9 protein-coding genes and 4 tRNA genes are annotated in these 12,377 nt (G+C 60.8%); 2 read left to right on the top strand and 11 right to left on the bottom strand.

Annotated features, from left to right (window positions below; genetic code table 11):
- The first annotated feature begins 232 nt into the window (after positions 1–232).
- Positions 233–430 (top strand): tyrosine-type recombinase/integrase, encoded by a 198-nt coding sequence (locus ACX3YD_RS09265; protein WP_458959739.1) that lies wholly within the window; start codon positions 233–235, stop codon positions 428–430.
- A 112-nt stretch (positions 431–542) separates the two neighbouring features.
- On the opposite strand, the gene ACX3YD_RS09260 is transcribed toward ACX3YD_RS09265, so the two are convergent.
- Positions 543–619 (bottom strand) — tRNA-Val (locus ACX3YD_RS09260).
- A gap of 183 nt (positions 620–802) precedes the next feature.
- On the opposite strand from ACX3YD_RS09260, the gene ACX3YD_RS09255 reads away from it, so the two are divergent.
- Positions 803–2,086, top strand: coding sequence for an NAD(P)/FAD-dependent oxidoreductase (locus ACX3YD_RS09255; RefSeq protein WP_458959738.1), 1,284 nt, complete (start codon positions 803–805; stop codon positions 2,084–2,086).
- A gap of 52 nt (positions 2,087–2,138) precedes the next feature.
- On the opposite strand, the gene ACX3YD_RS09250 is transcribed toward ACX3YD_RS09255, so the two are convergent.
- The 10 genes from ACX3YD_RS09250 to purF form a co-directional block, all read right to left on the bottom strand.
- A complete protein-coding gene (locus ACX3YD_RS09250; RefSeq protein ID WP_458959737.1) occupies positions 2,139–3,110 on the bottom strand; it encodes an XdhC family protein in 972 nt (323 codons plus the stop codon).
- A gap of 1 nt (position 3,111) precedes the next feature.
- Positions 3,112–4,347, bottom strand: a complete 1,236-nt coding sequence (locus ACX3YD_RS09245; RefSeq protein ID WP_458959736.1) for a c-type cytochrome — start codon at positions 4,345–4,347, stop codon at positions 3,112–3,114.
- 2 nt (positions 4,348–4,349) lie between these two features.
- Positions 4,350–4,889, bottom strand: a complete 540-nt coding sequence (locus tag ACX3YD_RS09240) for a (2Fe-2S)-binding protein (RefSeq protein ID WP_007982256.1) — start codon at positions 4,887–4,889, stop codon at positions 4,350–4,352.
- Positions 4,882–7,713, bottom strand: coding sequence for a xanthine dehydrogenase family protein molybdopterin-binding subunit (locus ACX3YD_RS09235; RefSeq protein ID WP_458959735.1), 2,832 nt, complete (start codon positions 7,711–7,713; stop codon positions 4,882–4,884). Before ACX3YD_RS09235 ends, ACX3YD_RS09240 begins: the two co-directional genes overlap by 8 nt.
- Before the next feature lie 505 nt (positions 7,714–8,218).
- Positions 8,219–8,295 (bottom strand) — tRNA-Asp (locus tag ACX3YD_RS09230).
- Between the two features lie 92 nt (positions 8,296–8,387).
- A tRNA-Asp gene (locus ACX3YD_RS09225) sits at positions 8,388–8,464 on the bottom strand.
- A gap of 53 nt (positions 8,465–8,517) precedes the next feature.
- A tRNA-Val gene (locus ACX3YD_RS09220) sits at positions 8,518–8,593 on the bottom strand.
- Between the two features lie 186 nt (positions 8,594–8,779).
- A complete protein-coding gene (locus ACX3YD_RS09215) occupies positions 8,780–9,541 on the bottom strand; it encodes an SDR family oxidoreductase (RefSeq protein ID WP_161793936.1) in 762 nt (253 codons plus the stop codon).
- Positions 9,542–9,546: 5 nt separating this feature from the next.
- Positions 9,547–10,758 (bottom strand): O-succinylhomoserine sulfhydrylase, encoded by a 1,212-nt coding sequence (locus ACX3YD_RS09210; protein WP_458959734.1) that lies wholly within the window; start codon positions 10,756–10,758, stop codon positions 9,547–9,549.
- An 80-nt stretch (positions 10,759–10,838) separates the two neighbouring features.
- Entirely contained in the window at positions 10,839–12,344 is a 1,506-nt protein-coding gene (gene purF / locus ACX3YD_RS09205) for an amidophosphoribosyltransferase (protein ID WP_047531226.1), read from the bottom strand.
- Positions 12,345–12,377 lie beyond the last annotated feature (33 nt).

Below are 12,377 nucleotides of genomic sequence, written 5' to 3'. Positions count from 1 at the left end.
ACTCGCGACCGGCGTCTTCCAGCTTGATGCTGGAGTCGCAACGATGCAGCAGGGTGTTCTGCATGGCCTCGCTTTTGGCTGTCAGAACGGTCTGATCCTGGCCGCCGGTCACAACAGTTTGTTGGCTGTTGCGGGTTTGCGGCTGGGTTTTGTCTTGGATTTCGGCAAGCTTGTCGATCACTGCGGTGCTGGCATCAGCTAAGCTCGGGACGATTCACACGCCTACGACGACATGCCGGCCGGCGAGCGCCCCACCCTCCACGAGATCCGCGCGCTCGGTGCATGGCTGTACGAGCAGCAGGGTTTCGAGCAGGAATACATTCAGGGCTTGATGGGGCACGCGGACGTGAAGATGACCGAACACTACCAGGCAGGGCACGGTGATGACACGGTGGTTTATATGAAGGTCAAAGCCGACCTGAAGGTGTAGTCCGGTGGTCGTTTGCCCAAAATATTCCCAAAGTTTGCCCAAAGGCAGAAAGCAAAAAGGGGTCACCGTTTCCGGTGACCCCTCTAGACCGCCCAGCAGAGCGGATTTTGTTTGGTAGGCGCGATTGGACTCGAACCAACGACCCCCACCATGTCAAGGTGGTGCTCTAACCAACTGAGCTACGTGCCTGCTGTGAGGCGGCATTCTACGGAATTCCGGAGGGGTGTCAACACCTTTTTTCGAGCTAACCCTATGAATATGCAAAATATTTAATTTTGCTGCTGCAAAGAAGATTTTCCGGTGGCTGGCGGTCGTTTTTTAACTCGGGTAGGATCAACACACTCGTAAAATATATTAAACAGAGGCTGCAGGATGGCGCACACCCCCTACCCAGAGTCCTACTACGCCGCATCGGCCAATGCGACCCCACCGCGTCCGGCTTTGCAGGATGACGTTGAGACTGATGTCTGTGTGATCGGCGCCGGTTATACCGGGTTGTCCTCGGCTCTGTTTCTGCTGGAGAACGGCTTTCGGGTAACGGTGCTTGAAGCGGCCAAGGTGGGTTTCGGCGCGTCGGGACGCAACGGCGGCCAGATCGTTAACAGCTACAGCCGCGATATCGACGTGATCGAGCGCAGTGTCGGCCCCAGGCAAGCTCAGTTGCTGGGGCAAATGGCGTTCGAAGGTGGGCGGATCATTCGTGAGCGAGTGGCCAAGTACAACATCCAGTGCGACTTGAAGGACGGTGGCGTGTTCGCTGCCATCACCGCCAAGCAGATGGGTCACCTGGAATCCCAGAAGCGCTTGTGGGAACGTTTCGGGCACACGCAGCTCGAGTTGATGGATCAACGGCGTATTCGTGAAGTCGTGGACTGCGATCAGTACGTCGGCGGCATGCTCGACATGAGCGGCGGGCACATCCATCCGCTTAACCTGGCGCTGGGCGAAGCAGCTGCGGTCGAGTCGCTGGGCGGCACGATCTACGAGCAATCGCCGGCAGTGCGCATCGAACGCGGCACGAACCCGGTGGTGCACACACTGCAGGGCAAGGTCCGGGCCAAATTCATCATCGTGGCGGGCAACGCCTACCTGGGCAATCTCGTACCCGAGCTGGCCGCCAAGTCGATGCCGTGCGGCACACAGGTCATTACGACTGAACCCTTGGGCGATGCATTGGCGAAAAGCCTGCTGCCCCAGGATTACTGCGTCGAGGACTGCAACTACCTGCTCGATTACTACCGTCTCAGCGGTGACAAGCGCCTGATTTTCGGCGGCGGCGTGGTGTATGGCGCGCGCGACCCGGCAAACATTGAAGCGATCATTCGGCCAAAAATGCTCAAGGCCTTCCCGCAACTCAAGGACGTGAAGATCGATTACGCCTGGACCGGCAATTTCCTGCTGACCCTGTCCCGCCTGCCTCAGGTCGGACGGTTGGGCGACAACATCTATTATTCCCAGGGTTGCAGCGGCCATGGCGTGACCTATACGCACCTGGCGGGCAAGGTGCTGGCCGAGGCATTGCGCGGTCAGGCGGAGCGTTTCGACGCCTTTGCCGACCTGCCGCACTACCCATTCCCTGGCGGCCAATTGCTGCGCACACCCTTTGCGGCATTGGGCGCCTGGTATTACGGATTGCGGGACAAGTTCGGGTACTGACCGCCAGATATGAAAAGGGCCGCTTGATGCGGCCCTTTCTTTTGACAGCGCTTCAAAGTCGATCCCGTGCAATTCCACTGCGAATCCGCAAGATATCTGCCAGCACGGCCAGCGCAATTTCCGCCGGCGTCTTGCTGCCCAGGTTCAGACCGATCGGCGCATGAATCCGCGCCAGTTCGACATCACCCAGCCCGCCAATGCGCCGCAGCCGTTCGAAGCGCTTTTGCGATGTCTGCACCGACCCCATCACACCGATGTAAAACGCCTCGGTGCGCACCGCTTCCATCATTGCCAGGTCATCGATGCGCGGATCGTGGGTCAGTGCCACCACCGCCGTATCGCTATGGCAGCCGCCATCGGCGATGAACACCGAGGGCAATTGGCGACGGATCTCCACGCCCTCCAGCACCACGCCTTCCAGCACCTCGTCGCGCGGATCACAGAGGATCACTTCAAAGCCCAGGCCCACGGCAAACTCCGCGCAGGCGTGCGCCACGCTGGAATACCCGGCCAGCAACAAACGCTGAGCCGCGCCGATGCGCAGTCGGACCCGGTCGATCTCACGCTCGACCCGCACGCCCTGCTCGCGATCATCGAACAGACTGCGCGCGCCGCTGGCCAGATCGACTTCGCGGATCAACCGGCGTCGACCCAACAGCGCCGCCTCCAACGCCCGCAAATGCGCCTGCTCCTCGCAACCGGGCTCGAACTTCTCCACCAGCACATCGAGCACGCCGCCACAGGGCAGGCTCACCCGCGAGCGCGGGTCATCGCCTTCACCGTAGCGAACGACGCTGACCGCTTGCTCAAAGGCGCCCTCGGCGACGCGCTCAAGGAAGTCCTCCTCTACGCAGCCGCCGGACAGCGATCCGATCCACAGCCCTTCGGCATTCACCGCCAGCAGCGAGCCCGGCGCTCGGGGCGCCGAGCCGTAGGTGGCGAGCACGGTGCACAGCCAGACGCGCTGACCGGCCGCCGACCACTCCAGAGCCCGGCGCACCACTTGCAGGTCGAGATGCTGCATGTCAGTGCGCCTTGTGCTCGAGCGGCGAAGCTTCTGCCCGCAGCTTCTGCACGTCGTTTACCGCCAGGTCACCCGATTGCCCGCCCCAGCCCTGACGCAGGTAGTTCAGCAGATCGGTGAGCTGCTCGTGACTGAGCTTTTGGGCAAAACCCGGCATCGGTTGCATGTGTTCGAACCCGGTAAATTTCTGTTCGCCGATACCATCGTCGATCACCCGCACCAGGTTGCGCGGATCTTCCAGGCGCAGCGTTGTGTTGCCGCGCATGGCCACGGCGATGTGCGGTTTACCTTCACCACCCACCGCATGGCAACCGGCACAAACATTCAAATATTCCTGACGCCCGCGCTGGGCACTCGCAGTCAATTGCTCCACTGGCACATCGGTCAGCACTTTTGCCGCCGGTGGTTGATCGCCGAGCAGGAAGGTCGCCATGGCTGCCAGGTCCGGGTCATTGAGGCCTTGAGTGCTGTTGTGGAACACCGGGAACATCTCGTTGAACATCGTGCCCTGGGCGCTCATGCCGTGTTTGAGGAACGAGCTCAGGTCCTGATGACTCCACCCCCGAGCCGCCAGGTCAGTGGCCAGCAGGCTCGGCGCGAGATAGCCATTGAGTAGACCGCCGGTCATGCGCTTGTCCTGTTGCATCGCACCAGGCAAGCCGCGTGGGGTATGGCATTCGCCGCAGTGCCCCAGCACGTCGACCATGTACTGGCCGCGCTTCCAGGCTTCGCTCTTGCCTTCAGCCGGCGCCAGCTTCACATCTTTGCCGTAGAGCATGTTCCAGCCCGTCAGGCCCAGGCGGACGTTAAACGGAAAGCTCAGGTGGGTTACCGGCGCGGCGCGCTCGATGGGCTCGACAGTCTTCAGGTACGCATGAATCGCGTCGGAGTCCTCGCGCGGCATCAAGTGATACGAGGTGTACGGCATCGCCGGGTACAGGTTCGCGCCGTCGCGGCGCTTGCCTTCCGTCAACGCGGCGAAGAATTCGTCATCGCTGTACAGGCCGATACCGTGCTCTTTGCTCGGGGTAATGTTGGTGCCATAGATGGTGCCGAACGGCGAAACGATCGGCAGACCGCCCGCGAACGGCGCGCCACCCGGCGCGGTGTGACAGGCCATGCAGTCGGCGGCGCGGGCGAGGTATTCGCCGCGTTTAACCTGCTCATCGGCATGAACCAAAAACACCGGCGCAGCCAGGCCGACCGCCAGCGCCAGGCGGGTAAGTAGGTGCTTCATGCTTAACCCTCCTTGACCAGGCCGAGATCGGTCAGCACGTTGCGCGTGGCGCTGTAGTAGCGCACGTACCCGGTGCAGCGGCAGATGTGGTGGCCAAGGCTGTCCTCGATGACCTTTTCCAATTGGCTTTTGACGATGGGCTGGCGCTGCAGCTTTTCCACCAGCACGGTCGCCGCGTTGACGAAACCGGGCGCGCAGTAGCTGCACTGGAAGGCGAACTCGTCGACGAAACGCTGCTGGATCGGATTCAGCTCGGTGACCTTGCCCTGCTCGTCGCGGGTCGCGTGACCTTCGATGGTCCGTACTTTCTTGCCTTCGAAATAATGCGCGCCAGTGATGCAGGTGCGCACTTCTTCGCTGGTGCCGTCAGGGTTGTCGACGATGACCACACAGGCATGGCAAATGCCCTGGCCGCAACCCAGGCGCGAGCCGGTAAGGTTCTTGTATTCGTGCAGGTAGTCGATCATCGGCAGGTCATCAGGGATGTCCACCGGGCCGACGGATTGACCGTTGAGGGTCAGTTGAAGCGGACGGTTAGCCATTGAGGGCCTCCTTGATGCGTGCAGAAGTGATAGGCAGGTCGCGTACGCGCTTGCCGATGGCGTGGGCCACACCGTTGCCGATGGCACCGACCACCGGGATCATCACCACCTCGGCGATGCCCTTGGACGGGTCGCTCGGCGACAGAGGCGGCAGGATTTCCGCAGTCTGTTTCCACACCGCCACGTGGCGCGCCATTGGCAAGCGGTAACGGTTGAAGTTCCAGTCACCCTCCCCCGGTCCGCCTTCGTACAGAGGCATTTCTTCCATCAGCGCATGGCCGATGCCCATGGCGATGCCGCCTTCGATCTGACCCTTGACCAGCTCGGGCACCAGCACCCGACCGCACTCGACCCACGAGTGGTGGTTGAGCACTTCGACTTGCGCCGAACCCTTGTTCACTTTCAACTCGACCAGTGTGGCGACAGGGCTGTAGTAGGTCACGGCTGCGTTGTTCAACTGGGTCGCCGGGTAGGCGATGTTCTGCCGATCCAGCAAATGGAAACCGGCGCTGTTCATTTGCGCCAGCTTCGCCTTCGGTGCACCGTCGCCGTACTTGACCGCCAGGCCATCGAGCGGCAAGCGCTCACGCACGCCATCGATGCTGAACTCGGCCTCGGCCCAGCTCCAGCGGTTGAAGCCGTGCACCGTGGCAGCCGTCACCAGACCACGCTCGTGAGCACGCTTGGCCAGCACTTCGAAAGGCAACGGCTCCATGCCGTTGGCGGTCAGTTTGCCGTCGACCCAGTGAGCGTCCTCGCGGCGCACCACATACGGGTTGGCCTGGCCGCCATAAGGGCCCTGACGCCAGATCTCCAGTGCCGCCGGCCACAAACCGTGATTGAACAGCACGCGCGCCGCTTCACGGGTGGCGTGGCTGAAGTAGTAGGCGGAGTTGGTCGCCGACGAGGCCGAAGCGATTTTGCCGACCCAGCGCGGATTGCGCAGGAAGTTGTCCTGCTCGGCCTGACTCATGATGTAAGGGTTGCCGCCGGTGGTCAGCTGCATCTCTTTCCATTCGGTTTCGCCGGTCTTTACTTCGTGCGCCGGGTTACCGAGGAAATCGGCCACGACCATCGCTTGCGAAGTCGACATGCCGGTACCGATTTCGATGCCGATGTGGCGCAGGGTGATGCGGCCTTCGGCAGTGAATTCGATGCCGGCCATCGGCGCTTCGGAGCCGGTGCCGAAGTCTTTCTGGCAAATGGCGAACCCGATGCCATACCAGTGATCCGGATCAGCCGCCTCGCGCTGCTTCTTGATCGCGTCGCGGTTTTTCCAGACCTCGTGAACCGCCGCCTTGTCGAGAATCTCGTGCAGGCGCAACGCCCCTGCCGGCACTGCGCCCTGGGTGTTTTTCATGCCCGAACGCAGGGCGTTTTTCTTGCGCAGGTCGATGGCATCGACGCCCAGGCGACCGGCGATTTCGTCGACCATCATCTCGGTCGACGCCATGCTCTGCAGGGTGCCATAGCCACGCATCGACCCGGCTTCAACGGCGCGGGAATGATAGGCCGTGACCTGCAAATCGTTCTGCGGCATGTAGTAGATCGATTGCGCCGCCGTGGCCCCCACCACCGCCACCGAAGGGCTGTAGTTGACCCGTCCGCCACCGTCGACGCTCATGTCGGCGCGGAAAATCTTGAAGCTGTGATCATTCTTGTCGACCGCCAGCTGATAGCGAATGTCGAACGGGTGACGCTTGATGCCGCTCTGGAACTGCTCGTAGCGATCGTTGGCCAGACGCACCGGTACACCGGCGCCGTACAGCGCTGCCAAGGCGGCGTAATAAACGAAAATGTTGTGGTCTTTCGAGCCGTAGCCAACGGTGTAGCCCGGGTGCATGTTCAGGTTCGCCAGGCCGAAACGCGACGGCGCGATCATCTTCGCGGTCTCGGTTGCAGCTTCCAGCGGGCACTGGGTCGCCACCACGAAATGCAGGGTCTTGGTCGCCGGGTCATACCAGCCGTTGCCGTTGTCCGGCTCCATCGCCGCCGGTTCGATCGACGGGGTCTTGTAACGCTCGTCGAACACCAGCCAGTTGTCTGGCGGCGTCTCGAGCTGTTGCTTCATGCGCTCGGCGTAGAACAAGCCGCGCTCAGTCAGGTTACCGTGCAGGTTCGGTTGGGAATTCCACACCGGACGGCGATTGCGCAGCATCGGGAACAGGATCGAATCCTTGAGGCTGGCGAATTCGTCTTCGTCCGCCGAGGTTGCGCCGCCCACCCGCACATAGCGGAAGCTGCCATAGGGATCGCCTTCGTAGTACGGCACTTGGGCCCCGTACCGAATCGCCTTGTCATTGAACTTGAGTTTGGCCTTGGCCTGGCGGAAACGCTCGAAGTCATTCCAGATCAGGATCGCCACCGGGTGACCAATGAACATCGGCACCTTGCCGGCCGGCAACAATGGATCGGGGGCGTGTTCTTCCGGGAAGACGATGCCGTCCTTGACCAAATCCTCGGCGGTGACGATGCGGTCCGGCTGCAGGTCGGCACCGAGCCATGACAGGTCGTAACCGTCGTAAATGCGATCAGCCTTGACGGTTTTCAGCAGCATCGCGTGGCCTTGTTGTTGCGGCCAGCCCGGCATGTCCCTGGAACGGATATCACGGGCAAAAACCTTGCTGCCGCAGACCTTGGACAAGGCATCGTTACGGGCACGCGCCTTGCCGTTGTTGCCGAGCCATTGCTCGGATGGCACGGTCACGCTGTTTTCCATCAAGGCGGCCAGCGCCTGACTGCTGAGCGGTGTAAGCGTCACGCTCACACCCGCTACCAGCCCGCCCTGAAGGAACGAACGCCGGGATATTTCACGGTTGGACATGGATCATCCTCTGGGCGGTTATGGGGTCCGCCCTTCTGGTTATGTACTGGAAATCTCGAGTCTTGCAGAAGCCCTTCCTTGACGCTGCAAAGGGCTGTAGCGGCAGTGCAAAGCTGACCAAAAGGTTAAGTTTATAGGCTTATGCGCTCGCGGCAAATAACCAGATACAAAAAACTGACCAAAGAATCAAAAAACTGCGGCTTTGCACCACAGCAGACCACCGGCCGAACTGACATCTACTCTCCCAGCAGGAGCGAGCCCGCTCGCGAAAGCGTCTTTCCAGCCAATGTAAATTTTGAATGTGCCGACGCCTTCGTGAGCAGGCTCGCTCCTACAGGGATGTGCACTGGATATAGGGTTGCAGCCAGGAGGGAAACAGGAGAAAGGTCAAATTTCAGACACAAAAAACCCCGGTCTTTCGACCAGGGTCTTTGCTATCGACTCGAAGTAGCGCAGTTGGCTTTCTTCGTAGCTCCAAGGCGTTCAGTGGGCCTCGGAGCAGATATGGCGCAGCGGACGGGACTCGAACCCGCGACCCCCGGCGTGACAGGCCGGTATTCTAACCGACTGAACTACCGCTGCGTATCGCTGTGGACTTGCGTCCAGGTAACTCGTCTGATTGAAAACTCAGTAGCTTTTCAATCTCGAACCAGATGAATCTGACTCGGAAAATATGGCGCAGCGGACGGGACTCGAACCCGCGACCCCCGGCGTGACAGGCCGGTATTCTAACCGACTGAACTACCGCTGCGCGTCGGTGGAGGCATTTCAGCTTCCATCTTGCTTTCGCAAGACTCTCGGGAGTGGTGGGTGATGACGGGATCGAACCGCCGACATTCTGCTTGTAAGGCAGACGCTCTCCCAGCTGAGCTAATCACCCGTTTGCATCTCCGAGGCCGCGAAATTTACGCAGGTAGCGAACCTAAGTCAATAGCAGGATTGAAGTTTTTTTTCAAAAACAGCTTTTAGCGACGAGTTTCAAGCTGCAAGAGTAGAGCGGAGCTACGTAAGCAGGACTGACTCAGGCAGCCTTAACTGGCAGCTTGAAGCCTGAGACCTGCAGCTGCTACTCGTAAACCATCTTCTTGGTCATGCCGCCGTCGACCACGAACTCCTGGCCTGTCACGAAACCGGCGTTCTTCGACAACAGCCACGCGACCATCGCCGCCACGTCCTCGACCGTCCCTACCCGGCCGGCCGGATGCTGCGCATGATCGGCATCGGTCAGCGGCTCGGCGCGTCGCACCGAAGGATCTCGCGCATCGATCCAGCCGGGGCTGACCGCATTGACGCGAATCTCCGGGCCAAGGCTGATCGCCAACGCATGAGTCAAGGCCAGCAAACCGCCCTTGCTCGCTGCGTAAGCCTCAGTATCGGGTTCCGATTGCCCGGCGCGGGTCGAGGCCAGATTGACGATCGCCCCGCTGTGAGCGCGCAAGTAAGGCGCACAGTGCTTGGCCAACAACATCGGCCCACTGAGATTCACCGCCAATACCCGATTCCAGTACGCCAGGTCGAGACTTTCCAGGGTGATGTTATGCGGATCGGCTACCGCCGCATTGCACACCAACGCATCCAGACGCCCAAACTGCCCCAACACCTCGGCGACACCCAGCGCCACCTGCCCTTCGTTCGACACGTCCATGGCGATGAACCAGGCGTTTTCGCCAAGGACCTTCGCCACTTTCGAACCGCGCACCCGATCCACATCCGTCAGCACGACTTGCCAGCCTTCGCTGATCAGCCAGGCGGCAATCCCCAGGCCGATGCCCCGCGCGGCACCGGTAACCAGTGCAACGCGGCCATTGGAGCCGGCTGGCGTGGACATTTCGATCACAAGGCAGCCAACCCGCGCGCCAGGTCGGCTTGCAGGTCAGCCACGTCTTCCAGCCCCACCGCAACGCGGATCAGGCTGTCACGAATGCCCGCAGCTTCACGCTCTTGGGGCGCCAGACGCCCGTGAGAGGTGGTACTCGGGTGGGTGATGGTGGTTTTGCTGTCGCCCAGGTTGGCGGTGATCGAAATCAGGCGGGTCGCGTCGATAAAACGCCAGGCGCCCTCTTTGCCACCCTTGACCTCGAAACTCACCACCGCACCGAAGCCCTTCTGCTGACGCTGGGCCAACTCGTGCTGCGGATGGCTCTTGAGCCCGGCGTAATGGACTTTTTCGACGCCGTCCTGCTGCTCCAGCCACTCGGCCAGTTGCTGGGCGTTGGCGCAATGCGCCTTCATCCGCAGATTCAGGGTTTCCAGGCCCTTGAGGAAGATCCAGGCGTTGAACGGGCTGAGGGTCGGCCCGGCGGTACGCAGGAAACCGACCACTTCTTTCATCTGTTCACTGCGACCGGCCACGACACCGCCCATGCAACGACCCTGGCCGTCGATGAACTTGGTTGCCGAGTGAACGACGACGTCCGCCCCCAATTTCAACGGCTGTTGCAACGCCGGGGTGCAGAAGCAGTTGTCGACCACCAGCATCGCGCCTTTGGCGTGAGCGATTTTCGCCAGCTCGGCAATATCCACCAGCTCGGCCAGCGGGTTGGACGGCGACTCGACAAACAGCAATTTGGTATTGGCCTTGATTGCCGAATCCCAGCCGGACAAATCCGCCAGGGGGACGTAATCGACTTCGACGCCGAAGCGCTTGAAGTATTTTTCGAACAGACTGATGGTCGAGCCAAACACGCTGCGCGATACCAGCACGTGATCGCCAGCACTGCACAGGCTCATCACCACCGCCATGATCGCGGCCATGCCGGTCGCGGTGGCCACAGCCTGCTCGGCGCCTTCCAGCGCGGCAATGCGCTCTTCGAAAGCGCGAACGGTCGGGTTGGTGTAGCGCGAATAAACGTTGCCCGGCACCTCCCCGGCAAAACGTGCGGCCGCGTCGGCGGCAGTGCGGAATACGTAGCTGGAAGTGAAGAACATCGGATCACCGTGTTCGCCTTCCGGCGTACGGTGCTGACCTGCACGTACGGCCAGGGTATCGAACGCTACGCCTTCGAGGTCGCTGTCCAACCGACCGGCATCCCAATCCTGACTCATGCTGTCACTCCTTGCCCCGTTCTTGAAAAATAAGAATTCGTTGGTAGATACAAAACCGGCCCCTAGGGGCCGGTAATGATTCAGTTGTTATACAGATCGATGATCGCACTGACCGCCTGGGTCTTGACCTTGGAGGCATCGTTACGTGCCTGCTCGATCTTGTTCAGGTAGGCCTCGTCGACGTCGCCGGTCACGTACTGGCCGTCGAAGACTGCACAATCGAACTTCTCGATCTTGATCTTGCCGCCGCCGACCGCTTCGATCAAATCAGGCAGGTCCTGATAGATCAGCCAATCGGCACCGATCAGATCAGCCACGTCCTGGGTCGAACGGTTGTGGGCGATCAGTTCGTGGGCGCTCGGCATATCGATGCCGTAGACGTTCGGGAAACGCACGGCCGGCGCTGCGGAGCAGAAGTAGACATTCTTGGCACCCGCTTCGCGCGCCATCTGGATGATCTGCTTGCAAGTGGTGCCGCGCACGATGGAGTCATCCACCAGCATCACGTTCTTGCCGCGGAATTCCAGCTCGATGGCGTTGAGTTTCTGCCGTACGGATTTTTTTCGCGCGGCCTGGCCCGGCATGATGAAGGTGCGGCCGATATAACGGTTCTTCACGAAGCCTTCGCGGAACTTCACGCCCAGGTGGTTCGCCAGCTCCAGAGCAGCCGTGCGACTGGTGTCCGGGATCGGGATGACCACGTCGATGTCGTGCTCGGGACGCTCACGAAGAATCTTCTCGGCGAGCTTCTCGCCCATGCGCAGACGGGCCTTGTAGACCGACACGCCGTCGATGATCGAGTCCGGACGAGCCAGGTAGACGTGTTCGAAGATGCACGGGGTCAGGGACGGGTTGGTCGCGCACTGACGGGTGTGCAGCTTGCCGTCTTCAGTGATGTAGACCGCTTCGCCCGGTGCCAGGTCGCGAATCAGGGTGAAACCGAGTACGTCCAGGGAAACGCTTTCGGAGGCGATCATGTATTCGACGCCTTCGTCAGTGTGACGCTGGCCGAACACGATCGGACGGATGCCGTGCGGGTCGCGGAAACCGACGATGCCATAGCCGGTCACCATCGCCACGACGGCGTAACCACCGACGCAACGGTTGTGCACGTCAGTCACGGCGGCGAATACGTCTTCTTCGGTTGGCTGCAACTTGCCGCGCTGGGCCAGTTCGTGCGCGAACACGTTGAGCAGTACTTCCGAATCGGAACTGGTGTTGACGTGGCGAAGGTCAGATTCGTAAATCTCCTTGGCCAGCTGTTCAACGTTGGTCAGGTTGCCGTTGTGCGCCAAGGTGATGCCATAAGGCGAGTTGACGTAAAACGGCTGAGCTTCGGCCGAGGTCGAGCTGCCCGCAGTCGGGTAGCGCACATGGCCAATGCCCATGTGACCGACCAGACGCTGCATGTGACGCTGATGAAACACGTCACGCACCAGACCGTTGTCCTTGCGCAGGAATAACCGGCCTTCATGGCTGGTCACGATACCGGCAGCGTCCTGGCCGCGGTGCTGGAGGACGGTTAGCGCGTCATACAGCGCCTGATTGACGTTCGACTTACCGACGATACCGACGATGCCACACATGCGACGCAACCCCTACTTAATGGATCTGAACTG

This window comes from Pseudomonas fluorescens group sp. PF-1 (genome assembly GCF_054481335.1).
The sequence above is the reverse complement of the archived record's forward strand: the minus strand, read 5'-3'. Positions and strand labels throughout refer to the sequence as shown.

Excerpts from the sequence above, each read along its gene's own strand:
- ACX3YD_RS09250 (WP_458959737.1), bottom strand. The coding sequence starts at position 3,110 with ATGCAGCATCTCGACCTGCAAGTGGTGCGCCGGGCTCTGGAGTGGTCG.
- ACX3YD_RS09215 (WP_161793936.1), bottom strand. The coding sequence starts at position 9,541 with ATGTCCACGCCAGCCGGCTCCAATGGCCGCGTTGCACTGGTTACCGGT.
- ACX3YD_RS09235 (WP_458959735.1), bottom strand. The coding sequence starts at position 7,713 with ATGTCCAACCGTGAAATATCCCGGCGTTCGTTCCTTCAGGGCGGGCTG.
- ACX3YD_RS09255 (WP_458959738.1), top strand. The coding sequence starts at position 803 with ATGGCGCACACCCCCTACCCAGAGTCCTACTACGCCGCATCGGCCAAT.
- ACX3YD_RS09265 (WP_458959739.1), top strand. The coding sequence starts at position 233 with ATGCCGGCCGGCGAGCGCCCCACCCTCCACGAGATCCGCGCGCTCGGT.
- purF (WP_047531226.1), bottom strand. The coding sequence starts at position 12,344 with ATGTGTGGCATCGTCGGTATCGTCGGTAAGTCGAACGTCAATCAGGCG.
- ACX3YD_RS09245 (WP_458959736.1), bottom strand. The coding sequence starts at position 4,347 with ATGAAGCACCTACTTACCCGCCTGGCGCTGGCGGTCGGCCTGGCTGCG.
- ACX3YD_RS09210 (WP_458959734.1), bottom strand. The coding sequence starts at position 10,758 with ATGAGTCAGGATTGGGATGCCGGTCGGTTGGACAGCGACCTCGAAGGC.
- ACX3YD_RS09240 (WP_007982256.1), bottom strand. The coding sequence starts at position 4,889 with ATGGCTAACCGTCCGCTTCAACTGACCCTCAACGGTCAATCCGTCGGC.